The sequence below is a fragment of the Pontibacillus marinus BH030004 = DSM 16465 genome, assembly GCF_000425225.1.
Classification (GTDB): Bacteria; Bacillota; Bacilli; order Bacillales; family BH030062; genus Pontibacillus; species Pontibacillus marinus.
This window is the reverse complement of record NZ_KE384331.1, coordinates 52,586-78,273: the sequence shown is the minus strand read 5'-3', so window position 1 is coordinate 78,273 and position 25,688 is coordinate 52,586. Positions and strand designations below refer to the sequence as shown.

At 39.3% G+C, this 25,688-nt stretch carries 25 protein-coding genes, 1 tRNA gene and 1 riboswitch; of the genes, 17 read left to right on the top strand and 9 right to left on the bottom strand.

Features of this window, described 5'->3' with window-relative positions; genetic code table 11:
- The first annotated feature begins 2 nt into the window (after positions 1-2).
- Positions 3-86, top strand: a riboswitch (cyclic di-GMP riboswitch).
- A 91-nt stretch (positions 87-177) separates the two neighbouring features.
- Positions 178-1,122, top strand: a complete 945-nt coding sequence (locus H514_RS0116875) for a sensor domain-containing diguanylate cyclase (protein WP_027448013.1) — start codon at positions 178-180, stop codon at positions 1,120-1,122.
- Between the two features lie 95 nt (positions 1,123-1,217).
- Here H514_RS0116875 and H514_RS0116870 read toward each other — a convergent pair whose 3' ends face one another.
- The gene (locus tag H514_RS0116870; protein ID WP_027448012.1) at positions 1,218-1,670 is read right to left on the bottom strand and encodes a CotY/CotZ family spore coat protein; all 453 of its coding nucleotides are present in this window, start codon (positions 1,668-1,670) and stop codon (positions 1,218-1,220) included.
- Between the two features lie 337 nt (positions 1,671-2,007).
- Between H514_RS0116870 and H514_RS0116865 the strand changes: the two genes are divergently transcribed.
- The 5 genes from H514_RS0116865 (at position 2,008) to H514_RS0116840 (ending at position 4,530) form a co-directional block, all read left to right on the top strand.
- A complete protein-coding gene (locus tag H514_RS0116865; protein ID WP_027448011.1) occupies positions 2,008-2,238 on the top strand; it encodes a hypothetical protein in 231 nt (76 codons plus the stop codon).
- A gap of 114 nt (positions 2,239-2,352) precedes the next feature.
- Positions 2,353-2,697, top strand: coding sequence for a DUF1360 domain-containing protein (locus H514_RS0116860; protein ID WP_027448010.1), 345 nt, complete (start codon positions 2,353-2,355; stop codon positions 2,695-2,697).
- A 190-nt stretch (positions 2,698-2,887) separates the two neighbouring features.
- Positions 2,888-3,115, top strand: a complete 228-nt coding sequence (locus H514_RS0116855) for a hypothetical protein (RefSeq protein WP_233422680.1) — start codon at positions 2,888-2,890, stop codon at positions 3,113-3,115.
- A 198-nt stretch (positions 3,116-3,313) separates the two neighbouring features.
- Positions 3,314-3,595, top strand: a complete 282-nt coding sequence (locus tag H514_RS23360; protein ID WP_036842633.1) for a hypothetical protein — start codon at positions 3,314-3,316, stop codon at positions 3,593-3,595.
- A 32-nt stretch (positions 3,596-3,627) separates the two neighbouring features.
- Positions 3,628-4,530 (top strand): MBL fold metallo-hydrolase, encoded by a 903-nt coding sequence (locus tag H514_RS0116840; RefSeq protein WP_027448008.1) that lies wholly within the window; start codon positions 3,628-3,630, stop codon positions 4,528-4,530.
- Here the strand turns inward: H514_RS0116840 and H514_RS0116835 are convergent.
- Both H514_RS0116835 and H514_RS0116825 read right to left on the bottom strand, forming a co-directional pair.
- Positions 4,527-5,201: a DUF421 domain-containing protein gene (locus H514_RS0116835; protein WP_027448007.1), complete on the bottom strand. Its 675-nt coding sequence runs from the start codon at positions 5,199-5,201 to the stop codon at positions 4,527-4,529. The genes H514_RS0116840 and H514_RS0116835 overlap by 4 nt on opposite strands.
- 572 nt (positions 5,202-5,773) lie before the next feature.
- A complete protein-coding gene (locus H514_RS0116825) occupies positions 5,774-6,580 on the bottom strand; it encodes an AAC(3) family N-acetyltransferase (protein ID WP_027448006.1) in 807 nt (268 codons plus the stop codon).
- A 157-nt stretch (positions 6,581-6,737) separates the two neighbouring features.
- Here H514_RS0116825 and H514_RS0116820 point away from each other — a divergent pair, with 157 nt between their 5' ends.
- The 4 genes from H514_RS0116820 to H514_RS0116805 all read left to right on the top strand — a co-directional run bounded on the left by H514_RS0116820 (position 6,738) and on the right by H514_RS0116805 (position 9,333).
- Positions 6,738-7,310: a hypothetical protein gene (locus H514_RS0116820; RefSeq protein ID WP_027448005.1), complete on the top strand. Its 573-nt coding sequence runs from the start codon at positions 6,738-6,740 to the stop codon at positions 7,308-7,310.
- Positions 7,311-7,367: 57 nt separating this feature from the next.
- Positions 7,368-7,733 (top strand): nuclear transport factor 2 family protein, encoded by a 366-nt coding sequence (locus H514_RS0116815; RefSeq protein WP_027448004.1) that lies wholly within the window; start codon positions 7,368-7,370, stop codon positions 7,731-7,733.
- Between the two features lie 23 nt (positions 7,734-7,756).
- A complete protein-coding gene (locus tag H514_RS0116810) occupies positions 7,757-8,368 on the top strand; it encodes a hypothetical protein (RefSeq protein ID WP_156112300.1) in 612 nt (203 codons plus the stop codon).
- A gap of 242 nt (positions 8,369-8,610) precedes the next feature.
- Positions 8,611-9,333, top strand: coding sequence for a helix-turn-helix transcriptional regulator (locus tag H514_RS0116805; RefSeq protein WP_027448002.1), 723 nt, complete (start codon positions 8,611-8,613; stop codon positions 9,331-9,333).
- Positions 9,334-9,743: 410 nt separating this feature from the next.
- Here H514_RS0116805 and H514_RS23355 read toward each other — a convergent pair whose 3' ends face one another.
- From H514_RS23355 to H514_RS0116785, 4 genes are all read right to left on the bottom strand, one after another.
- The gene (locus H514_RS23355) at positions 9,744-10,049 is read right to left on the bottom strand and encodes a hypothetical protein (protein ID WP_051255192.1); all 306 of its coding nucleotides are present in this window, start codon (positions 10,047-10,049) and stop codon (positions 9,744-9,746) included.
- A gap of 107 nt (positions 10,050-10,156) precedes the next feature.
- Complete coding sequence (locus H514_RS0116795) at positions 10,157-10,582, bottom strand: GNAT family N-acetyltransferase (protein ID WP_027448001.1); 426 nt, start codon at positions 10,580-10,582, stop codon at positions 10,157-10,159.
- 6 nt (positions 10,583-10,588) lie between these two features.
- Complete coding sequence (locus H514_RS0116790) at positions 10,589-11,101, bottom strand: YjcG family protein (protein ID WP_027448000.1); 513 nt, start codon at positions 11,099-11,101, stop codon at positions 10,589-10,591.
- Positions 11,102-11,201: 100 nt separating this feature from the next.
- Entirely contained in the window at positions 11,202-11,936 is a 735-nt protein-coding gene (locus H514_RS0116785) for an alpha/beta hydrolase (protein WP_027447999.1), read from the bottom strand.
- Positions 11,937-12,434: 498 nt separating this feature from the next.
- Between H514_RS0116785 and H514_RS0116780 the strand changes: the two genes are divergently transcribed.
- The 5 genes from H514_RS0116780 to H514_RS0116760 all read left to right on the top strand — a co-directional run bounded on the left by H514_RS0116780 (position 12,435) and on the right by H514_RS0116760 (position 19,533).
- Positions 12,435-13,439 carry a TAXI family TRAP transporter solute-binding subunit gene (locus tag H514_RS0116780; protein ID WP_027447998.1) on the top strand — a complete coding sequence of 335 codons (1,005 nt, stop codon included), beginning with the start codon at positions 12,435-12,437 and terminating at the stop codon, positions 13,437-13,439.
- A gap of 94 nt (positions 13,440-13,533) precedes the next feature.
- On the top strand, positions 13,534-14,070 hold the full coding sequence (locus tag H514_RS0116775) for a DUF1850 domain-containing protein (protein WP_036842629.1): 537 nt from the start codon (positions 13,534-13,536) through the stop codon (positions 14,068-14,070).
- Between the two features lie 40 nt (positions 14,071-14,110).
- Entirely contained in the window at positions 14,111-16,168 is a 2,058-nt protein-coding gene (locus H514_RS0116770) for a TRAP transporter permease (protein WP_154657408.1), read from the top strand.
- A gap of 549 nt (positions 16,169-16,717) precedes the next feature.
- Positions 16,718-17,911, top strand: a complete 1,194-nt coding sequence (locus H514_RS0116765; RefSeq protein ID WP_027447995.1) for a dicarboxylate/amino acid:cation symporter — start codon at positions 16,718-16,720, stop codon at positions 17,909-17,911.
- A gap of 212 nt (positions 17,912-18,123) precedes the next feature.
- The gene (locus tag H514_RS0116760) at positions 18,124-19,533 is read left to right on the top strand and encodes a hypothetical protein (protein WP_027447994.1); all 1,410 of its coding nucleotides are present in this window, start codon (positions 18,124-18,126) and stop codon (positions 19,531-19,533) included.
- Positions 19,534-19,584: 51 nt separating this feature from the next.
- Here the strand turns inward: H514_RS0116760 and H514_RS0116755 are convergent, their stop codons facing one another.
- Positions 19,585-20,937, bottom strand: a complete 1,353-nt coding sequence (locus tag H514_RS0116755) for a glucoamylase family protein (protein WP_081673069.1) — start codon at positions 20,935-20,937, stop codon at positions 19,585-19,587.
- Between the two features lie 354 nt (positions 20,938-21,291).
- Between H514_RS0116755 and H514_RS23350 the strand changes: the two genes are divergently transcribed.
- Positions 21,292-23,241 (top strand): phospholipase D-like domain-containing protein, encoded by a 1,950-nt coding sequence (locus H514_RS23350; protein ID WP_036842063.1) that lies wholly within the window; start codon positions 21,292-21,294, stop codon positions 23,239-23,241.
- Between the two features lie 95 nt (positions 23,242-23,336).
- Here H514_RS23350 and H514_RS0116745 read toward each other — a convergent pair.
- Positions 23,337-23,409 (bottom strand) — tRNA-Val (locus tag H514_RS0116745).
- Between the two features lie 226 nt (positions 23,410-23,635).
- Here H514_RS0116745 and H514_RS23345 point away from each other — a divergent pair.
- Positions 23,636-25,633, top strand: a complete 1,998-nt coding sequence (locus H514_RS23345; RefSeq protein ID WP_051255191.1) for a 5'-nucleotidase C-terminal domain-containing protein — start codon at positions 23,636-23,638, stop codon at positions 25,631-25,633.
- The last annotated feature ends 55 nt before the right edge of the window (positions 25,634-25,688 follow it).

Below are 25,688 nucleotides of genomic sequence, written 5' to 3'. Positions count from 1 at the left end.
TATACTGACAAAGGCAAACTTATTGATAAGATAAGGACGCAAAGCCACGGGCCTAAGGAGCAATCTATGGTAGCCGGGTTACCGAAGAAATAATAGAACCTAAATTAAAGTGGTTCCGATTTTTTCGGGCCGCTTTTTTGTATGGAGAAATAGGTGTCATTTAGGGGAGGTAAGGATGTGGAGTGGTTAGAGCTTAGCCTGACATTGATCGGAGCAATAGTAGGGATATTCGGATTATATTACTTTGGTTGGATCAAGATGCAAGAAAAATTATCGAATGCAAAAAGAATCTATCAATTAGTCGAAAACTCAAAAGATATCATCTATATATGTGATGTTGAGCCTGAAATGAAGTTTCATTACTTAAGTCCTTCCATAGAACATGTATTAGGTGGAAACATTGTTCAAAAAAGTTTTGAAAACCCATACATTATTTTTGAACGAATTCATCCAGAAGACTTTCCTTTATTGTATAAAAAAGTGACAGGTGACCTTGATTACAGCAAGCCTATTGTTCAGAGATGGAAAGATGACTATGGGGAATTCCATTGGTTTGAGGAATACTGCACACCCATTTTTGAAAGAGGGATCATGACGGGGTTACAGGGTATTATTCGTAATATTGATGATAAAGTGAAATTACAGAGGAGGTTGGAATACCAGGCTAATCATGACTCATTAACAGGAGTCTATAATCGAGATTACTTCGAGCGGTTGATGAAACAGTTTGATCTGAAAGAAGATCGTTCTGTTGGTATTATCCTTTGTGATATGGATGACCTAAAATTAATTAATGATCAATATGGTCATAAAAAAGGGGATGAGGTGATCAGGGTTATTGGTCAACTGTTGAATCAATTCTCTTCACCCCATGTAACTGTAACAAGAATTGGTGGCGATGAGTTTGCGATTATTATAGAAGGTAACGAACAAGATGTGGGTAGGCTACGTCACCAAATAAATGAAACCTTTAATCAGTTTAATGAGCAGGAAGACACCATTAAGATAAACATGTCGATCGGTATGGCTCATGTCCCTTCTTCTTTTTCTAATATGGAAAGGCTGTACGTGTTAGCAGATCAACATATGTATAAAATTAAGAATGCTAGAAAGTCTGTTTAAGAAACTCTGACCATCCTAAATGACGAATTAAAAGCCAGGTACCTTAAGCGTGAGGTACCTGGCTTTTTCTTACTTAGTAGGCGCTTCCGCTTTTCTTACGCCATTGCATCAATTGCTGGTAGGCAAGTGATGTGGCAGAAGCAGCTAAGGTCAACTGTGATGCAGATGCCTGTTGCGGTTAGGTCGTCAGTTTTTTGGCATGTAGGAGATTCTGGTTTGTCATCTTTAGCTGTTGGATCAAGAAGTAGCTCTAGAAGTGCACATTCGCAATCTTCGTCTACCTCTTTTACGCGGAAGATGAAGCTTTCGCGGATGTGACCAATCTCTCCGCGGCGAGCACCAAACCCTTTGAATGGTTTGCAATCTTTGCAGTATAGGATTACTGGTACTGTATCTAAACTGTTACCTCCAACATCACCCATTAGTTCGTTAATAGATTGTTCACAGCTGGAGTTACAATCATCTGTAACATCGTTTTGAGCATCAACGATCTCTTTTAATATGTCACATACACAGCCTTCAGTGTCGTGTCTTTTTCCACAACCCATGTGTCATTTCCCCTTTCTCGATTTATTGACTTATTGTCTTTAATAGAATATGTGCTTGTGCCCTGAATGTGTGGGCATGAGCCCGTATTTAAATATTTTATAAGAAGATCCTTATAAGACAGATTTAGTAACTGAAAATATGCTTGGTCTGATTTTTCACTTGTTTTTCTTTTTCCATACAAGGGCTTTTGCCTATACATGTTCTAGGTGTTGGTCATAGGATATTATCGATAAACGTGTTATGTGATGTATTCACCTTTCTTTGTGTTAGGTGAAGAAGCGTTACACAATCTCATTGGTTACATCACCACGGAAGAATTTGAAGGAGTGAAATGGCATGTCAGATAGAAAGAAAGTGATCAAGGTAGATGACTTAGTGATTTATGCGGATAACGTCTTTGTGGAGCCAAGACGCCGTCCTCATAACCGCCCTCCATTTGATCCGTTTTTCGGGCCACGCGGATCACGTGGTCAAGAGGAAGAAGAAGTAAAAGAAGAGACCGTTGAAGAGGTAGAAGAACAAGATGAGAAAGAAGATGACGGTCGTCCACCATTTTCATGGATCTAGCTCCAAGCGTAAAAGCTGACCTTAAAATCGGTCAGCTTTTTGGTTTAATTAAAAAAATCCTCACAACCTCCTCGTCCTAGAAACATAAACTATGATAAAGGAGGGAGGAGAAGGATGTCTGTGTCATGGATGGAACTATTAATCTTAGTTTTTGCAAGCTTTCGAATTACTCGTTTATTCGTGTACGATTCGATTACAGAGTGGATAAGAAAGCCATTTCATCGATATGTAGAGCATGAAACAGAGGATGGAGAGACGGAAACCTACATTGAAATAAAAGGTCGTGGGCTACGTGCTTTTATAGGAGAGCTATTAAGCTGTCATTGGTGTACGGGCTTTTGGGTCTCAGCAGTCGTTTTGATAAGTTATTTATATGTTCCGATCCTATATCCTTTATGGATCATTTTTGCAATTAGTGGTGTGGTAGCACTCTTATTTGAAATTTTTCAAGGCGAGTAGGACATTACCCATACGGATGTCTCATCTTTTTCATACTTTATAGAGAAGGTTTAGTTTGTATGAAAGGATGGGGTGATTGTGAGATCGTCAGACTCCAAGAAATTTAAACCTGTAAAAACAAATAAGAAATCTTCAAAGTCAGGAGTAAAGAAGAAAAAAGGCTGCGGTTGCGGGAAGAAGAAGCGATAATATGAGGAGACGACCAAGAGTATTTCACCCACATTGGATGAAGCCAATTCATGATATTCATAAACACTTGGATAAAAAAGAACATTGGTTCCAATTTCCTGAAAAGAAGCATGCGAATTTTGAGAAAGAATTTAACTCCTGGCATGAGGATTGGCATAAGCAATTCACAAAAGGAATTGGGGAAGTCGAAAAAGCCATGAAGGAATTAGAAAAAAAGATGGAAGATTAAACTTCTCGTGCCTGGCATGGGAAGTTTTTAATATGTGACATTAGTTCAACCTCCCTATCTAGATTAATAGGTAACGGAACCATCTCCTACCAACCACCTAATTTATAAAAAAAATAGGTTGACACCCTATGAAACATAGAAGTTTACACGAATACATATGCTAATTATAGGGTAAAGAATAAATAGGAGGGATGAAATATGGGTTACATTTTACCTGTGGCGCATTACCAATACCAAGATTATCATGAACGTGTGCAACCAATTGAAAATGATCCCTTTTACATTGATCCGGTATTTAAAGCAAACTTGGAAGAACAACTACGAGAACGTGAACCAAGAGAACAAGACCGTAAAGATTACCAAGATTATAAACAGGAACAAGAAGCAATCTATACATCTAAAACGATATATGCATCAAAAGTTCATAAAATTTACTCAGAGTTAACAGGAATAGGAAGGCATTTTAACGAAAGTATTTAGTAAACGTTTGAATGCCTAAGGAGTCGATTTCGATGCAGCTCACCCAAATCAACCAAAACCTATTTTATTTTAAAGGTCCAGTCAACATCGGTTATATCTGGCAAGGAGATTCAGGTATGCTTGTTGATGCGGGAATAGATGCGCAAACGATGAAAAAAGTGCTAAAGCAGCTTGATGAACACAATTATCCGGTCACGCATCTATTTATCACCCACGCTCATTCCGATCACTACGGAGGTGGGTCATATTTGCAGCAGGATCGGCCCGTTTATACATTTGCTCCGTTTTATGAGGAAGCCATTTTACGCAATCCGTCATTGGAGCCTCTCTACTTATTCGGAGGAAATGATCCTCTCCCAGAGTTGCGAAACAAATTTTTAGAAGGAAAGTCCATCTTTATTGATGAAGTATTGCAAGAAGGGGTTTATGAACGTGATGGCTTTAACTTTACAACATACTTACTCCCTGGTCATAGCTATTATCAATTAGGGATTTTCATTCATGATTGTTTATTTGCAGGGGATAGTTACTTTAGTGAGGAGTTGCTTCATAAACATAAGATTCCTTTTCTAACCGATGCTCATCTGGCGATTCAATCCTTGTACAAGCTGAAGGATATTCCAGCGCAAGGTGCTTTGCCGGGGCATGGGGTATATGAAGAAGACTTTCATCAAACGGTAGATGCGAATATTACTTATCACCACGAGCTTCTTCATATGCTGAGAGAGTTCATTAAAGAAAATGAACCTGTAGCCCATGAAGATCTGATTGTATATATGTGTGAGGAATATGAAATTCAAACGCCTCAGCTGTCACAATGGCTCATGTTTCGTACAGCCGTTACCGCTTACCTCCTTGCATTGATTAAGCAGGAGCAAGTGGAGCATAAGATTGACCATTACCGATGGATATTTAAAATAAAAGGAGAAGCCTAGTATGGTTGGACATGCAGGGCTTCTCCTTTTTTATATTCAGCATAGAGTACATCTTTGGCAGAAGTGAATTGTTGTTTTTGCAGTTCTTTTTCTAGCCAGCCTTCATCTAAACCTTCTTCCTTTAAGTTATCCCAAACGATTTCGCCATCACTAATTAACGTTCGAGCTAACTCAACGGTTTGTGGAGTTAAGTTAAGGTCTCCACGACTTGGTGTTTGTTCGAGTGATTTTCGTAAGACTGATACTGTTCCATCGGTTTCAAGTACTGCGTATTCTACATCCTGTAAAGAGAACACTTCTTTAGAACGTAAAAGGTGCTGGAGTTGGTTGATATCCAGTCTGCCTTTTTTCATATTTTGATATTGTAATTTTCCTTTGTATATAATCACGCTAGGTCGGCCTTCTAAAAGTGCCCTTGACCCTTTAAACTTTTGTGTAACCCATTCTGTTACATAGATCAATAATCCCCATAGGAAGACAGCATAGAGTACTTGGGATATGCCAACTTCTTTATCGTATAAAGCATTCCCAACGAGTTCTCCAAGAACAAGTGCAGCTATAAAATCAAAGGCTGTAATTTGGGTGATTTGAGTTTTACCCAGAACTTTTGTAAGAACAAATAAGCATAAAAAGCCGGTGATCGTTTCAATTAATATTTGAGCATATTCCAAACTCCCCTCATCCTTTCTATCAGATCCTTACCATCATTGACAGAAAGGGGGGAATACATACTTACAAAATGAAAAAGTGACATCTTATAAATGTAGTGATGAAATATATTTTATAGGAGGGTGGAAGAATCTTAGGTAAGCGTGTATTTCATTAGGTCCTGAAGGGTTAAAAGTAGGTAGTAGATAAAATTGTTATATAATTTTTGTATCCTATTAAACCTTTTCAACAAGCTGGTGTTGGAACTTTGAACGTTGACTAATGGCTCGTAACAGAAACATTTTGTCCTGGTTTGTTAACATACTCCAACTTCGAGCTTTAATCTTCACTTTCTCCGCCTCCCCATCAAGGTTAGTTAGAATCAAGTGGAGTTCTGTGATGAATGATTTACTTATCTATACCACCGTTAAACAGGGTTAAACAAAAAAGTATTCTACAAAAACTGCATTTATCAGGGGATTGAGTGTGATTTTTATCAAAATATGTCTGAAAGTGTAGAAAATTATTTAGGTTTTGTAAAGGGAATGTAGATAGGGGAAGAGGCTACCCAAGCCCTCCTCCCCTTATCAATAAATTATCCACTTTGGTAATAATGGTTTAGCCATTTTTCAGCGTAGTCCACAGCTTCTTGAAGTGAAAAAAGGCGAGAAGAAGCGGAACCGATTAGTCCTTTTGTTACTCCATACTGTTTCTCGAAATCCAGCCCAATTTGTTCAAATAAATCCTCTCGTGTTTCGAGGTCTTGAAACGACTTTCTTATTTCTTCATCATTTTCAAGAACTGTAGCTTTTTTCGTGATAATCTCTTTGAAATACGTGCGATTTTCTGCTAAATGAAAAGCAGTACAACTCCCATAGTCAGTGCCAATGAAAAGGATGTTAGCGTCCAGATCATATAGGGTTTTTAATGGAGATTCTTCTCCAAAACTAAAATCTAAAGAATGGTCCTGAATGATGGTTTCGCTATCCTTTCCCCATGCAGCAAAAGAATTGTGTGGGTGACTACTCCGTTTTACGTTAGGGAAGGTACGGAATATGTCCACAATCTGTCCCATACGTGATGCTGGAGTATAGTTAGGATGATAAGCAGGAAATGTGTTTCGAATCTCTTCCCACCATTCTTCCGGTACAGATGGCTTACTCCAATAAGAAGGATCCACAGCATCATCAGATTGCGATGGCATCACGATATTTCCCTGTTCGGTCACCACATCCATGAGGGCCTGGATAACAGCTACGGCTCCACCATTTACCCATCCTATAGAGGAAAGGGAGGAATGGACCATGATTGTCATTCCTTTTTGAATCCCCATTTCCTGAAGATCACGGCGTATGGTATCTCGGGTGCGTGGTTTAGGTGTATGTTGAATAAGATCTGACATCGTGTTTCTCCTTTCCTATGACACAAAATTCTTCCAAACAAACAGTAACATGGTTGAGAAAATTCAATCAAATGTAAGTTCGAAGGTAAAATGTGTACCATATTATGTTAATATTACCAATAAACGATTTGGTTTTGTGATGTAGGAGGGGAATCTGTTGAAAAGGTTGAGCATTTTATTAGCTTTTATGACCTTGTTCATCTCGGGGTGTACAGAGGGAAAGGCGAAAGAAAGTATTCTGGATGCTTTATCTGAGATAGAGGAGTATGAGTCCATTTTTCATCATAAAAAGGTAGAGAATGGCGTAGTGGTTTTTTATGAGCCGAAAAGTGAAGGTTCCTCGCCTCTTTCAGCAGCATTTATACAAAAAACATCAGGTGGATGGGAGGCGACATTAGACAGAGGTGGACACACAAAAACATCCAGCCCATTTACTTCCCATCAGTTGATGATGCAAGCGAATGAAAACTCTCCATTTCCAATGCTATATGGAAAAGTTACGAACCCAGATGTGAAATACGTTCGAATAACACTTGAAGAAAAGGAGATAAAGCCCAAAACCCTTCACTCTCAGGGAAAACATATTTGGTACGCATTTATGGAAAAACCTACTGATGGTTCATCTTTGATCATCAATGGTTTATCTGAACAATTTGAGGTTATTGAAACGGTGGAGCATATAGTGGGGAAAACTAGTTTTGCTGGTGATGAAGTGGAGGATGAAGAGTAGTTATCATATAAAATATTGTTGCAGTATCTTACATAAATAATTAGAGAGGGTGAGAAGATGACCAATCATGAGCAAATTAAGGATGAAATCTATGCATTAGAGACAAAGCTATTAAAACCAGAAATCCGCGCTTCTAGAGATGAGTTGGATCAATTAATAGCGGATGACTTTTGGGAGTTTGGTAGTTCGGGTGAGTCTTTTGGTAAAGAGAATGTATTAGAACGACTGCCAAAGGTTAAACGGGCTGAAGGTTTTTCAGTATCTGATTTTGATGCTAGATTATTGGCTTCTGATGTTGTTTTAACGACGTTTAAAACATACAAAGCATCCAAAGACCAGCACGCTTTACGCAGTTCTATTTGGAAAAAGAATAACGGTCATTGGCAAATGACGTTTCATCAAGGAACGTTGATTGTTCAGTAATTTGAAGAGAGGACGTTATGTCTATGAAGAAATTCTACCTCACATTGCTATTACTTTTCCTATTAATCTTGGTTACGAGTTGTTCAAATGAAAGTGATAGTAACATAACGATTAAGCCTACACCTGAATCAGATTATGTGAAATCTTTCGAAGATTTAAACCTCGGTCACTTGTTTGATTTTAAGTTTCGTTTACCTGAAGCGGATAAGAGATGGGTGAAAGTCTGGGTGGAAAGGTATAAGGATGGCGAGAAAGTCCCTGGACGTGTCGCAGAAATCTCTTATGGCAAAAGTATTCAAAATCTAGATGAAGGGCATTTGGGCTTTGGAGTCATTAGCCCTGATGGAAATGAAAATTTATATGTTTTGTATGCTCCGGGTGTTCAGCTTAATCCACATAAGAGTCAGCTAACTGTGGATTTTGAGGGTATGCAAGGGTGGCGCTATGCTATTAGAAAGGAAGAAGAAACCGAAATCAAACTAGGTGAAACCAAGTTGTTAGCCGTTTATCGATCTTCACTTGAAAATCGAATGAGAAATTATGATTTTCAAGATGACGAACAGGTTGAGAAGATGCTAAAGGAAGATAGTGAAAACCTCTTACTGAAAATGAAAGTTGAAAAAGTTGAGGAGTGATTTGAATGCCTAGCATCTAGTTCTCCAGAGTTGAAAACATAGGGGATAATCACGTATATTTGGAGATGAAATCATGGTGAAAAATCGTTTATATCGGTAGACGCTACAATAATTTGCTATATTGTGAGAACATTGGCCTAAAGCGATTTCTAACCTGAATAAAATACCGTAAGAAAAGGGCGTATAGGCTCTTTTTTTTATTCCAAAAAACCTTCATATTTAAAAGAAAAGGAGGCTCGATATTGCGACACGATATACGACCAAATGAACGAGCTTATTCTACGAAGGAAGTTGCTGAAGAAGTTGGACTTGCCACTACGACGGTTCGGAAATATGGCCAAATCTTGGAGCGAAATGGATACGAGTTTTTTAAAGACGGAGACCGCCGTATTTTTGTTCGATCTGACATCGAAGCCATAATAGCGATACGTGATACAGAAAAGCCGAAAGACGATACGGCGAAAGAAGTGATGGAGAAGCAAAAAGCAAGGTTGGAAGAAGGTAATGAAACGAGTGTAACGCTCCCCGATACATATGACAATTCATTACAAGATCCTAATCAGCTTAAAGATTTGTTAAAGGTATTAGCGAATGAATTAGCTGCAACAAATGAGATGAACACGCAACTTAGAAATGATGTGTCCCATCTTAAAACAGCCGTTTCCCAACTTCAGCAAGATCACCATGCCATTAGTTCAGGGGTTGGAAACTTCTCGCAGAAAACGCATACCAATATGGAAAAATTAATGGAACAACAAAAGAATCAGTATGAATCCTTATTGGAACAAGAAAAGGAAAAAAGTGAATTCTTATTAGAAGAAATCCGAAACATGCGAGAAGATCAAAATAAAGAATGGCAACTGCAGAGTGATTTTAATAAGCGTCTAGAAGAAAACGTGCATAAAGAAAGCATCGAAAAGCCTAAAGGTTTTTGGGCGAAGCTTTTATTTTTACTTCGTAAATAAAGACTCGTTTCGTTCAGAGGGTATTAAAAAGAGATAGAGACTGGTGAGTAGTTCAGTTTTGGAGTACAGATGTACCCTTAATTGAACTGCTTTTTTGTGAGGGAATGGGGGATATGTGTTATTCAGCTATATGGCAGGAATGTTGAATAAGGTGTGGAGTGGTTCCGTTGCGTTTATGCAGAGCGGCGGGCTGTGGAACGGGTTGCTTTCCTGCGGACGAAGCGCCGAGCCTCCTCATTCGCAAGCTCCCTGCGGGGTCTCGTCACTCCGGTCTTCCGCAGGAGTATTGCCGTTTCACCGATCCCCTTACTCTCGCAAAAGCAACGGACCTCCACCACAATATATCTCGATTCAAGTCTTCAAGATAAGGGGGCTTATATGAAAGAAGAAAGCAGAAAACTTCTCCCCACTTATATCGCTTTAACCTCAAAACGCCCCTGCTCTAATGACCACGTACGATCTAATTCATTCGAGTAAACCGTAACCTCAAGCTTCTGACCTAATTCATATTCACTAACATTTTGAACAGGAATTCCATATTTACTAATAGAGCTTTCATCAACACCATGCTCCATAATCATTAACTTCTTCTCATCCTTAAGCAATTCGACAACAGAACCAGCAAAGACGCGTTGAACCTGATCCTGACTTTTCTTCCACTTATTTAATGTGATGGCATTAAAGACTTCAGTAAGTAATGCGAGTATAGCTTGCATGTGGAACACTCCTTGATCATGTGTAAAATTTTACAATTATAATAGCATAAACTGGAAAACAAAAGAATCCCCCTTCTGACCTACTAGAGTCAGAAGGGGGATTCTTATCACTTGATTTCCTTTATCATGGTTACATGCGGAATTCCAGCATCCATGAACTCGTCAGACACAACTTCATATCCAAGGTTTTTGTAAAAGTCTAAAGCTTGTGTTTGAGCGTTCAGCTTGGACTTTTCATAGCCTTGATTACTTATTTCCTGTTCCATGTGTAGAATCATTTGCTTACCATAGCCTTGGCCACGATATTTTTTTAAAATACAAATGCGTTCAAGTTTACCATAGCCTTCTACAAAACGTAGGCGACTTGCTGCTACAGGAAGATTGTCCTCATACCCAACAAAATGGGTTGCAATATCATCAAATTGGTCCATTTCTTCCTCAAGTGAAACGTTCTGTTCTTCTACGAATACTTTTTGGCGGACAAAATAGGCATCTTTTTGTTCTTGTTCGTTTGATACTTTTAAAATATTCACTTCGACTTAACCCTCACCTAAATGGAATGTCTCGTAAACGGTCCACATGCCGTTTTCTAATTGATACAACAGTTGAAAACGATCAATCGTTTCTTCGAATTCATGGTCCATCATTTTTAATGATCCATAAACATCCGAATGCTCATCATCAGATAGCTTTTGAGCAATCGTAATGTGTGGCACAAACTGATATGTTTTTCCGTTCGGTATATCTTCAGAGTGTAAACGCTCATGGAGTTTAACCAATTCCTCTACTGGTTCAACTTTCATGTAAATCGCATTTGTAACAGGAGCAAACGTACTTAACTTATTCACATTTAAAGTGAAAGGCTCTGTTTCTTTTGCGATTTGGGATAGCTTCTGTACAAGTTGATCTGTGTTTTCTTCGTCTTCTTCAAAAGCTTCCTTTAACGTTACATGTGGAGGAATAAGAGCGTAATGAGGATCGTAACGTTTTCTGTAAGAGTTCGCGACGTCTTGGATTTTTTTTGATGGGAAAATTGCTATACCGTACTTCATCTTTGTACCTCCTTAATAGTGAAACTATATAAGCTACGGGTTTTTGATTAAAGGTGTATCTGCATTATATCAAATTTTCTGACATTTAGCTTGGGGAAATTTATTGAGTTTCATCCCCAAACATTGTAGGAATTGCACGTTTTAGGTCTTTTTGCCAATGTTTCCAAGTGTGGTTGCCATCTAATTCATGGTAGATATAGTCGGAACATTTATCTTGGAGAATTTCTTTAAGCTTACGATTTGGTGTTAAGAAGTCTTGCACCTCACCGTTTGTCGTGTCCACTTCAGTTTCTTCAGTACCAATTGTATGGTAGATCTCCATAGATTGCACACTTGTGCTATCTTGAACTTGTTCCATGACAACATCATCAACATATGGAGACTGCATAATCACTTTCCCGAACGTATTCGGATATTTCACTGCTGTCATAAGAGCCATTGTGCCAGCAAGCGAGTCTCCCATTAGTGCACGACACCCACCCATGTGATACGTTGGCAATTTCTCGTCCAACATCGGAACAACCTCATTCGCTAAAAACTTCATATAATCAACGAACTGTTCTCCCTCTGGGTGATATTTGTTACGACGATCATATTTGTCCTGATAATGAATGCCTACAAAAATCGTATTTTCAATCGTACCGTCTTCATGGTAACGATCACTTAACGTAGCAACACGACCTAATTGTAAGTAGTCATTTCCATCCTGCATGATGCAGATGTGATATTTATATAATGGGGAAAACGAGGATGGCTTATAAATTTTCACCGTCATCGTTTCATCTAAGTAAATACTGTTAATTGATTCCTCTTCCATTGTTCCTTTTCTACCCATATTGTACACCTCCTAGTTGTAAAGGAAGATATCCTTTCGAGTACCCCATGAAAATTTCTACAAAACTTCAACATGACTAGTGTATCATAAACCGATAACGAAAGTGGAATAAAGCGTTTTCTACTAAATCAACCGTCAAAATATAATAATATTATGAGAATGAATATGACTAGCTTTATCATTCTTTAGCACTTAGTGGTTTCTTATTAATGGATAATAAAGTTAAATAATGGTAATGTATGAAGTGTAAATCCTATTAGGATGATTCCGGTCTTTTGAGTAACCCCACAAAATGAAACTATTGTAGGTTGCTCTAGAAAGGAGGTTTCATTAATAATTAAGAAAATATAGGATAAAGATAAGAAATGTAAAATTTATTGTTTATGCATTCCTTTAACGTGGGAATGTAGGAAAGAGAAAACAATTGTGTTTTCAAGAATACCTTGCTAAAATATTTTAGCGACTCAAAAATTTTAATGAACAATGGGGGTAAGAAACATGAACATGAAAAAAGGTTTATTGTCTATGGTGCTATTGTTAGCGCTTTCCACAATCCTTGCTGCGTGCGGCGGCGGTGCTGCTGACGGCGGTAACGGCGGTAATGGCGGCGAAGGAGAAGATGGTGGTACACAGTTCTTAGGAATCTTGACGGGTGGATCTCAAGGTACATATTATCCACTTGGCGGTACCTTCCAAACAATCATCAACAATAACGTTGATGGAGTTGACGCAACAGCAAACTCTTCAGGCGCATCTGTAGAGAACATGAAAAAGCTTGCTGATGGTGATGGAGAGATGGCATTTGTTCAAACGGACATCGCAGCTTATGCAGCTGAAGGTAAGCTAATGTTTGAAGGAAACAAGATCGATAACGTTCAGGCAATTGGATCTCTTTATCCAGAAACGATTCAAATTGTAACGACTAAACAATCTGGTATTAAGTCAGTAGAAGATCTTAAAGGAAAAACCGTTTCATTAGGAAATATTGGTTCCGGTACTCGAGCGAATGCTAAAAACATTATTAAAGCTCATGGTTTAAGTGAAGAGGATATGACTGTTCGTAACCTAAGCTTTGGTGAGTCTACTGATGGAATTAAAGACGGCTCCATCGATGCAGCGTTCATCACATCTGGTACTCCAACTGGTGCTGTTGAAGGACTTGCTGCAACGCAAGATATTTCAATCGTTCCAATTAAAGAAGAGAAGATTAATGAGCTTAAAGAAGAATTCCCTTACTACGCTAAGGATACTGTAAAAGAAGGTACTTATGGTCTTAAACAAGATGTAACAACAGTAGCTGTTCAAGCGATGCTTGTTGTATCAAAAGACCTTAGCGAAGACGTTGTGTACAACGTAACAAAAGCAATCTTCAACAACACAGATAAAGTTACACACTCAAAAGGTGAGTTTATTTCAGCTGAAACAGCTCTTAACGGTGTAGGTATTGAATTGCACCCAGGTGCGAAGAAATACTTCGATGAAAAGGGTATCAGCAAAGACTAATTAAATCACAGTTAGTGGTTTTTATGAGATAGACCAATGCCTTCATTGGTCTATCTCTTCCTATTTATTAATGTTCAATAAAGAAGGGAATAGGATGAACACATTAAAGCGAAAATCAATCGTTACAATCGTAATCATTTCCCTCACCCTAATAGCGGGTTTAACCGCGCTCATCTTTTATCCAAACCACTATGTACTAACCTTTCAAAATCAGCGGACAAACGAGCTTTTGTCCTATATCCCTGTTCATGAACATGATATAGTAGAATTGCGATACACGCATTCTGTGCATTTATCTGAAGTTCGGGAGTTGTATCGGGTGAAAGAGGGAATGATGAAACCAGAGAAGCTAATATATGAAGATACAGCAATCGGAATGCCCTCAGATGCCCATGGTGGTGACACATTCCGAACGGAAGATGGTAAATATATTATAGAAAAAAGCAAAGATGCAAAGGCTTTCCCTTACATAAACCTCTCAGTCGGACAAGTGAGAGCAAAGCACAAAATCATCTATCAAGATCAGAAACTTTTATTAAAGGAATTTGTCGGAGCAGGAACCAATATTCAAATTGATGCAAAGCATTTGAGTAGGTGGCAGCTCTGGGAAGGAGTGAATATGCTTGAGTGACCAAGACAAGAACTTAACGCAAGAAGAACAACAAGCATTAATGCAAAAGTATGACCCTGAATCAGGCGTCAGACAACTCTCAGGTATTGTAGCCAAAATTGTCTTTTTTGGTTTACTAGCCTTTTCGGTTTATCAACTTTATTTTACAGTTGTGCATCGACTGCCAGCTCAAATTCATAGACCCATTCACCTTGGTTTTGCGTTAGCTCTTATCTTTTTACTTTTTCCAGCTACAAAAAAGCTAAGGGAGAAAGGGAAGTTAAGTTGGTTTGATTACCTCTTATCCATATTAGGTGTAGGAGTAGGGCTGTATTGGCCTCTACAGTATGACGAACTAGTTGTTCGAGCAAGCTCCATTAACCAAACGGACTTTTATATAGGTATTCTTGCTGTGATTCTTGTTTTAGAAGCAACAAGGCGAGCGGTAGGCCTCCCAATTACGATTATTGCGGGGTTATTCTTGGCATATGCTTATTGGGGCCGCCAAATGCCAGGGTTTCTTAAACATAGAGGAGTGGACTTAGATAACCTTGTGCAGTCCATGTATTTCACAACAGAAGGTATTCTAGGTACGCCACTAGCCGTATCAGCTACGTTTATCTTCCTCTTCCTATTATTTGGATCATTCCTGGTTCAAACAGGAGTAGGGCAGTACTTTAATGACCTTGCTGTAACAGTAGCAGGTAAACGTACTGGGGGACCTGCGAAAGTAGCGATCTTCTCAAGTGCTCTACAGGGAACGATTAGTGGTAGTTCCGTAGCAAACGTTGTAACATCAGGTTCATTTACAATCCCGATGATGAAAAAGCTCGGCTATCGTAAAGAATTTGCAGGTGGCGTTGAAGCAGCAGCCTCTACAGGCGGACAGCTTATGCCACCAATTATGGGTGCAGCTGCGTTCCTTATGATTGAGTTTATCGGAATCGACTATTGGACGATTGCAAAAGCTGCGGCGATCCCTGCGATTCTGTATTTTACTGGAATATACATCATGACGCACTTTGAAGCGAAACGTAATGGTTTAGAAGGATTAAGTGATGAAGAAATGCCTGACAAAAAAGAGGTATTCAAAAGACTTTACTTATTATTACCTCTTGTGGCAATCGTTATCTTCTTAGCTTCAGGTTTAAGTGTTATCATGGCGGCGTTCTTTGGAATCCTAACGACGATTTTAGTTGGTTTATTGCGTCCGGAGCGTTTCCGCAAGCTTTATATCGCAACATTTGTAGTAGGTGCGATTGGTAACCCAGTCTTACAAATGATGCTTGATGGTGCATTACCAAACAAGCTGCTTCAATCATCTTTTGTTGGTGCAGCAATCTTAACGATTCTAGTTAGTTACTTATTTGATGGGAACTTTAGTGACACGATTGATGCTCTTGTAGATGGTGCTCGCACTGCACTAGGCGTTGTAGCTGCAACAGCGGCTGCAGGTATTATCGTGGGTGTTGTAACGAAAACAGGACTGGGGCTGAAGCTCGCTAACAGTCTTGTGGCATTAGCAAACGAACAGATTCTGTTAACGTTGTTCTTTACAATGATCGCTGCGATTATCCTTGGTATGGGATCACCGACAACAGCGAACTACGTTATCACATCTACCATTGCAGCACCAGCGATTATCCTGCTAGGTGTTCAAGATCTACCTGCGCACTTATTCGTGTTCTACTTTGGTATTATTGCCGATATTACACCACCAGTTGCCCTGGCTGCCTTTGCTGCATCAGGTGTATCAGGTGGCGAACCAATACGAACCGGAGTCAACGCCGCAAAACTTGCCATTGCAGCGTTTATCATCCCATACATGTTCGTATTACAGCCTCAGTTGCTTATGATTGATACGACATTCTTGGAGCTGATTTGGATTTTATTCACAGCGGTAACAGGTATGATTGCAATCGGAGCCGGCATGATCGGCTACTGGTATCGCAAAACGTATTGGATCGAGCGTATCTTAGCTGTAGCTGGTGGACTTGCATTGATTTATCCAGGCTGGCAATCTGACGCAGCAGGACTTGTTACATTCGGTGCTCTTATTGGAGCTCAGTTCTTGTTCAAACGTGATATGATTGGCAAGCCGGTTACGAAAGCTTCATAAATATTGATTTAGTGGGAGTCTCCTTTTTTGGGAGGCTTCTTTTTTATGGGCTTTTGTATGGGGAGAGGCTGGAATTAGTGAGGAAGGGAACCGAATAAGTGAAGAAGCTGGGCAAATAAGTGAGGAAGGGCACTGAATAAGTGAAGAAGCTGGGCAAATAAGTGAGGAAGGGTACTGAATAAGTGAAGAAGCTGGGCAAATAAGTGAGGAAGGGAACTGAATAAGTGAAGAAGCTGGGCAAATAAGTGAGGAAGGGGACTGAATAAGTGAAGAAGCCAAGCAAAAGAGTGAGGAAGGAAAGCAGATAAGTGAAGAAGTTAGGCAAATAAGTGAGGAAAGGAACCGAATAAGTGAAGAAGTTCAGTAAATAAGTGAGGAAGAATACCAACTTGGGGAGTCCCACCCAAGCAATGGAGATCCCCCTACAATTGAAAACGCTATAAAGATAGAAAATTCCGAATAACGCTCAGAACCTTCACAAATCCTTCTTCACGAGCTATACTGTATCCATCAATAAAGAACAGTTGTTCATCTGGGGAGGACAAAAACATGAAAATAGGATTATTACCGCGTTTATTAATAGGCATCGGACTAGGCATTGTGAGTGGACTTTTTCTTCCTCAATGGTGGATAGAGTTGTTTGCAACATTAAATGTATTATTCGGTAACTTTTTAAACTTTGTGATTCCACTGATCATTCTTGGGTTCATTGCGCCAGGAATCGGTGAATTAGGTAAAGGGGCTGGCAAACTCGTAAGTCTAACAGCCTCAGTAGCATATGGATCTACGATTATAGCAGGTTTATTAGCATTTTTTGCGGGCAGCATGATCTTACCTAAAATGCTAGGAGCAAGTGGTAATGGTGAAAGTTTCGAAAATCCAGAAGAGTTCCTGCTAGAGGGCTTTTTCAAGGTAGACATGCCTCCTGTCATGAGTGTTATGACAGCATTAATTTTGGCTTTCATTTTGGGACTTGGACTTGCTTCTATTCAAGGAAACGCACTACAAAAAGCATTTGAAGACTTCCGTCGAATTATTGAAAAGGTCATCCAAGTAGTTATTATTCCACTTTTACCTGTACACATCTTTGGTATTTTTGCGAATATGACGCATGGTGGTCAGGTTGCAACAATCATGTCCACATTTATTAAAGTTTTTGCCATGATTATCGTTATCCATCTTGTCATGTTGTTGCTTCAATATACGACAGCTTCAGCACTTTCTGGTAAGAATATGATCCAATCGTTACGTAACATGGTTCCGGCTTACTTCACAGCACTTGGAACACAATCATCAGCATCGACCATCCCTGTAACACTGAAGCAAACGAAGAAGAATAAGGTTGGAGACAAAATAGCAGAATTCGTTGTGCCGCTTTGTGCAAACATCCATCTATCCGGCAGTACAATTACAATTGTAAGTGCAGCGATGGCGGTTATGACGCTTAATGGAATGGATCTATCATTCGCTAACATCTTTCCATTTATTTTAGCACTGGGCCTAACAATGATTGCTGCGCCGGGTGTGCCAGGAGGCGCGGTAATGGCAGCTCTTGGACTCCTTCAATCTATGCTAGGATTTAATGAAGCAATGCTTTCCTTAATGATTGCTCTTTATCTAGCACAAGATAGCTTCGGAACAGCAACAAATGTAACTGGTGATGGGGCGATTTCCATTATTGTGGATAAGTTAATGGGGAAAAACGTAAGTGAAGTAGATATGGATGAGAAACAGTCTGCATAAGTTGAGTAGTTCAATTTGGGAGTTCAACACCCTCCCCGAATTGAACTACTTTTTTGTAATAATAGGTGAGAGACTAATCCTAAAGTAATTATCGTCCTATATAGGTGTATAGGTATTTATGGTTATTATTATAAAATGTATTTATATTCCTTCGTTCCCTTTCGATAAATAGAGTGTGATCACAAATAGCTCAGTAGAAGGGAACATACAATTTGAAAATTAAAGTTACATTGCGGTCTTTATTTATGTTGTTATTAGGATTTGGATTATTTGGGGCAATGGTAAACGAAGTTGTATTTGGCGAGAGTGCAGTATCATCTCAGGATGAAGTGGTTTGTGAAAGTTGTTGGGAGTTTACATATGTAGATAACCAATCGAACGTATTTATTGATGGAAAAGAAGAAGGAGATTACCTTCCTGTCTCTTCTTTCATTGCAGAATCAGCGGCAGGAGAGGCGTATAATCATTATCGAGTAACGGATGTAACCGAGACAGCGACAACGATTGAGTCATCTTCTGAAGTAAGCCGAGATATATCGACGAATGTATCTGTTTTAGGTGTAGAAGGAACAACAGCAAGTACCACAATTAAAGGGAACAATCCTACTCTAAACAGTATGATTCAGAAACACTTAGAAATGAATGGCTTTCAAGCAACGATTAGTTCAGAAACAACGATTCAGTCTGGTGTGTCCATTGTTTATACGGATGATCAAGCTGCGCAATTTTTTAATGGAGGAGACCTTACGTCCTTATCCTCGCTTTCAAAAACTGCGAAAACAGAGAAATTTACAAGTTATGCTCAGGCTATAAGAAATGGTTTAAATGAATACAATACGAACAAAAATGTATGGTTATGGGATAGCAGTGCGGTTCGAGATACGCCTGATGAAACTATTAATTTCTTAACAAAGCACCATGTAGATAATGTGTATCTGCATTATAATCCGCTAGTTGAAGATAGCTATCCATACTTTATTTCAAAATTAACGGAACAAGGTATTAAGGTTCATGCATTAATGGGAGCACCAAAATGGGCGCTTGAATCTAACCTCTCTATAGGAAAACATCGTATGGACTTAGTGATGGAATACAATGCTAGTGTTTCTCAGGAAAACGCGAAGTTTATTGGAATTCATTTCGATATCGAACCTCACGTACTAGACGAGTGGGATACAGACCGTGCAGGCACGATACAGCAATGGTCGAATACATCTCAAGAATATATCAGTTATGCTAAGCAAAACGGGTTTATGGTTGGATCAGATTTACCTTTCTGGACAGATGGAAAAAGTGTAGAGCCATATTATCCTGGATTCTATAAAGAAATGATTGATCGAAACGATTACGTGACAGTCATGGCCTATCGTAATACAGCACTTGGATCCAATAGCATCACATCTCTATCAGAAAATGAAGTTCTTTATGCGAACTCTCCAAAAGTTGAAATCGGGGTCGAGTTGAAGCCTCACTATTTAGATTATGTAAGTTTTGATAACAAGACATATCTTGAAATGGAACAAGAGCTTTCCAAGGTAAGAAGCTTCTATCAAAAAGCGACCGGATTTAATGGGATTACGTATCATAGCTTTGCGGAATGGAAGGCTTTAGAAGAGAGATAATCTTTATAACAAAAAAGCTCACGGTTGCGTGAGCTTTTTTGTTTAATCATTTTATTTTATGGAGAACTCCTCTTTAATTAGTAATTCCTCTGGTGATTCTCCAATTTCATCATTATGGAAGTAATCTCTAATGATACCATCTTTCAAATAGTTAGCGATGGAGACCATGATCATGCCTTGATCCAAAGCAAGATATGCCTGGGTTACTTCTCCTGTTTCAACATTAACAGAATCAAGGAAACCGTATTTATCATAAGCGTCGAAACGTTTCAACGTATTGATGTTTTTCAAAGCTTCCATAGGCGCGTATTCCAGAGCTAAAAATGTAGCGTGTGGAGTAACAGTGCCATCAGATTTGTAACCATCCATTCCTAATGGGGTGGCTGCAAATTCAGAATATCCTTCAGGTGTAGCAGCAGGTGACATTCCCCAAGCTTCAAAACCTTGCTCTTCAGCATATTGAATTTGAATATCAACATGACGTTGGTTATTTAATCCAAGCGCATCTTTCCCAAGTTCTTTTTCTTTTAGTACGAGTTGTGGCATTAAAGCTTCAAACATACTTCCACCCCAACTAGGGACATATTTTTTACCTTTGTAGCTATAATGTCCTTCGAATACCTCTACATCATCATATGTTTCTGTGTAGCCTTCAGGAGTTTGAGCTTGCCAATCCCAACTCCCCGGCATTGTACGGTACATTTTCCACCAATGCTCTTTAGGAACATCTTCTTTGCCAATGGAGATATAGCTTGCCACACGAGGTTCTGTATAAAAAGCGCCATAATGGTGGGCAGTATAGCTGCCGGCTTCTACGTCATATCCGCCTCTCATTTGACCAACTTCAGGTGTATAAAGGGTAGAGTAATCCATATTGTCTACGATTGAACTTGTTTGATCATTTAGCTCAGGATAAGCTTGTCCTACAACGACCAACCCTGCAGAAAGCCATCCATTATCAACAGTTGAGATGAATTGTCCCCAATCCGTCATCAATGAACCATCTTTTGTGTAATACCAATTGTAAAATAAACCATTCCACTTTTTCATATCTTCTAAGGAGTCTAAGGTTTTTTCGATCTTTGCCACAGCTTCATCACGGGAAATGATCCCCATTTCTTCAGCTGAAATCGTACTCATCATATACATCCCGATATTGGTAGGGGAAGTATATTTCTTTTCATTTAAATCATCGTTATTCATTCGAACAGCATCATAAGTAAGTCCAGTCTTTTCGTTTGTGAAATCTTCAAAGTAACGATAGGTTTTTTCTGAAATCGCTTTCAATTCTTTCGATAAAGCAATCTCTTTTCCTGTTTGTTTCGGACTAGCAAAAGTGCTAGTAGGGAGGGTGGCTGTAAAAACTAAGACCACAGTTAAAAGGGAAAATAGAATTTTTTTCAAATGATGCACTTCCTTTCAAAAAGAATTTAGTGAAACGTTTCGATTAAAAATTATACAAGAGCATCATTAGGTCGTAAATAACTAAAAAGCAGCAATTATCTGAAAAAACATCTTGAAATTTTGCGGGAAATAGGAACATGGTTTTATGTTAAATGTTTTTCTTTTTACTTTCCTCTATATAGAAAGATATATATTGGTAATTCTATAAAGCTATAAAAATTCCTTAAAAAACCATTATAAGAGCCTTAAGTACCCTTTTGTGTTAATGGTTCGTAAATTATGAAAATTCATCCCATTCCTGTGATACCTTAGAAATTGTGAGGTAAAAATTCAAAAAGGAGTGGGGAATTCAGTATGAAAAACAGAAAATGGCTCGGACTTATGGTGATTTTTAGTCTTTTAACGACGATGTTTCCGACACCACAAAATTCTCATGCAGCAACAACAAATGATGTTGTCGTAAGTGAGGTTGCATGGATGGGTACAACATCAAGCTACAATGATGAATGGATAGAGCTTTATAACAACACAGGTTCAACGATTTCACTTGATGGCTGGACGTTAAGTGCAGCAGATGGTTCACCTGATATTCAACTTTCTGGCACGATTCCAGCAGGTGGGTATTACCTTCTTGAACGCACAGATGACACAACGGTATCTGAGGCTACTGCAAATCTTATCTATACAGGCTCCCTAAGTAACTCCGGAGAAATACTTGAATTACGAGATGATAGTCAAAATGTGATCGACAGCGTTGATGCTTGGTATGCAGGGGATAACGATACAAAGGCAACAATGGCACGCCAAGACACAACGGTAAGTGGAACGAACTCGAGTAATTGGTTCACCTCAACTGCTACATACGCAGAAGGATACGGTACGCCAAATGCGGCAGAAAAAGGTTGCCAAACAACAGAAGAGCAACTCAATAACGTATCCAACACAGCAGGAAGTATAAATGTATATTTTAATAAATGTGCTTATGATCAATATGCGACTTCAGGAAATGAAGCGAACTATAATGTGAATTTAGAGGATAGACTGATCAAACGAATTAACAATGCAACAGAATCAATCGACATGGCAACATACGAAATCAACCTTCCGAATATCATTGATGCACTTGTTGCAAAAGCAGCTCAGGGTGTAGATGTTCGTATCATAGCGGATGCAAAGGATGGAAGCGATCCTCACTACACCGAACGTTATCGAAAAATGCGTCTTTATATTGAACAGTTAGTTAGAGGAGAAGATGGCACAATTGGAACAAGTGATGATGTTCATGTTTTCTCTGACTCTATTATGTTTGCCGTAGAAGATCAAACCTTACGCGAACAATACGGCTTACCTTCATCTGTAACAGGTATGGAGCAGGTAACCGTTGGAGTAGGGAATGATACGCAGTCCGGCTATCGTTTAGCGGATGCTGAACAGAAGGATGATGGAAGCTACTATTCTCCTGGCAACCAAATGCATAATAAATTTGCAGTCGTGGATGGAAAGTGGGTGTTTACGGGTAGTTGGAACTTCACGGTTACAGGACTTTATGGATCTGAAACGAATATGCAAAATGATGTATTAGGTGGAAACACGCAACACGTTGTTGAGCTTAACTCTACGGCTCTATCAGATGTTTTCAAAACAGAATTTGATGAAATGTGGGGGAGTGCAGGCTTAACACCTGACCCAGCTGTTTCTAACTATCATGGTAGAAAAACAGATAATACGATTCATACAGTAGATGTAGGTGGTACTCCAGTAGATGTGTATTTCTCAGCTGGAGATGACGCAGTAGGCCATATGGCATCTTACGTTAAAAATGAAGCGGATTACAGCAGCTACTTCACGATTTTTGCATGGAGTGATCAAACGCTAGTTAATGAGCTGAAGTATAAATGGGAAGGGTCTTATAATGATTTAGAAGGTTCTCGCACAGGTTTTGAAGTGAAAGGTGTATATGATGAGAGCTTCTGGAATCAGTGGTGGTCAGCTTCAATCGAAATGACAGGACGCACCGCATCACAGGAATCTACCAATAACCCGAACATCAGATGGAATAACGTAGCACCAGTTTATGAAGACAATGAAGATCGAAAAATGCACGCCAAAACCATGCTCATTGATGCTGGGCACGCAAGCAGTGACCCAACAGCAATCGTAGGCTCTACAAACTGGAGCACGAATGGGAACGAGATTAATGATGAGAACATGTTATTTATTCATAACGACGATGTGACGAATCAATTTTTACAAGAGTTTTATGCTCGCTATGAAGCGGCTGGCGGTTTAGTGCCGGCTCAATAATGATAGAAAAGCGAAGTCCACTGGGGCTTCGCTTTTTTCTATTTTATGCAAATAAAAGCCGCATTGGAAAAGTTCCAACACGGCTTTTGGGAATATGATTCCGATTGGGCTCGAACCAACGACCTCATGCCTGTCAAGCATGCGCTCTCCCAACTGAGCTACGGAATCGTATGTATTTGTATTTGAAGACAATTCTTAATATACCGCTAACATGGATTATTGTCAATATCCCTACACACGGGTATTTTAGAGACTTAGTGTAAATAAACGTAATCGTTTTGTTAAAAAAGTAAGAAAAATGCTAAAAATATGTAAAATATGATAAAAATCCTATTTTCTATGTCAAAAAATGATAGGATAATAGAGATGAAACTTTTTGAAAGGGGAGAAAAATATGGGAAAGGTACATACCAAATTGCTAGCTGGTGCCATGACAGCGGTTATGGGGCTAGCGCCATTCACAGCTCAAGCAGCTGATGAAGGAAATGTGGAGGTTCAGCTTTTATTCATGAACGATCTTCATGGGAAAATTGACTATGAATCTTCGGACAAGGATGTAAATGGAGATGGAGTAAAGGATTCTGTTGGAGGCATGCCTTATCTAGCAAGTTACTTGGAGCAGAGAGAAGCGGAAAATGAAAACTCCCTTCTTATTCACTCTGGTGACATGATTGGTGGTAGCCCTCTAGTAAGCGCTTACTTTCAGGATGAGCCAACTGTAGAAATCATGGAGGAAATGGGCTTTGATGTAGGTACATTAGGAAACCATGAGTTTGATGAAGGTGTTAAAGAGATGCTTCGCATGATTAATGGAGGCGAACATCCGGATGGCACAGAAGGCTATGATGGCATGAACTTCCCTGTTGTAGCAGCAAACGTTCAGTATAAGGACACGAAAGATCTCGTGATTGATCCTTATACAATTGAAGAAGTTGGTGGACAAAAAATCGGTTTTATTGGTGTTGTTACGACTGAAACACCTGAAATGATTATCAAAACAGGAAACGAAAATGTTGAATTTACTGATGAAGCAGAAGCTATTAACAAGTACGTTCCTGAATTACAAGAACAAGGTGTAGAAGCAATCGTTGTTCTAGCGCACAACCCTGCATCCCAAGATGGAGAGACAATTACAGGTGATGCGGCTGAAATCGCGAAAAACACTGACGATGCAGTTGACGTGATTTTTGCTGGACACAACCACGTATATAACAATGGTCTTGTAGACAACAAACTAATTGTACAAGCACTAGATTACAGCCGTGCTTTTGCAGACGTAGATTTAGAGATTGATCCTGAGACAGGAGATATCGTGAAAAAATCAGCAGAAATCGTAAATAATATTCGCGGGGATGTAGAGCCTGATCAAGAAGTTTCAGAGATTCTGAACAAGTATCAAGAAAAAGTAAAAGAAGCGAAAGAAGAAGTTGTCGGGAATGCAGCTGTTAAACTTGATGGCGGCTATGCAGCTCGCGGAGAAGTGGGCGATAATGCATTAGGTAACCTGATTGCAGATGGCATGGTTGAAGCGATGGATTCTGATTTTGCGCTCATGAATGGTGGCGGAATTCGTGACGTAATTGACCAAGGCGAGATCACGTTTGGTGAAGTTTTTGCCGTTCAACCATTTGGTAACACGCTAAATAAAGTTGAGCTTACGGGTAAAGACCTTCGCAAAGTGCTAAACGCACAGATTAGTGAGAAGTATGGTCCAGACGTAAGTGTATCTGGTTTCTCTTACACTTGGAATGGTGAGACAAATGAAGTTGTAAGCATGAAGCTACCTGATGGTTCTGCTGTGAAGCCAAATGAAACATATACAGTTGTCGTAAACAACTATATGTATGGTGCTGAAGACTATCGTTTAGCCGAGCTTGGTGAAAATATGGTGGTAGGTCCAAACGACTTGGAAGCAACGATTGAGTATATCCAATCTTTTGATGAACCAATCACGTATGAAGCAGAAGGCCGTATTTCTGAAGTAACGGCAAAAGGCGATGAGAATAGCGGAGAAGGAAAAGATAACTCAGATAAGTCTGAGGAATCTGGTTCAGATGAAACAACAGATTCTAAAGCGAACGACCATAAATACACAGTTCAATCAGGCGACACACTTGGCAAAATCGGTGCAAAATTCGGAGTGAGCTGGAAGAAGCTTGCGGAGTACAATAACATCGAAGACGTGCGCAAGTTGATGTCCGGTCAAACGATTTATATTCCAGTTCCAGATGCAGAGGCAGGATATGAAGTGTATCTTGTAAAACAAGGTGATACCATTGGAAAAATTGCTGCAAAATATGATGTAAACTGGAAAGAGCTAGCTAATTACAATGAGCTAGATAATCCACACTTTATTTCAATTGGGCAAGAAATTAAGATTCCTAAAAACTAGATAAATGAGTGTAAGGAGTACAAACGATAAATGTTTGTACTCCTTATTATTTATA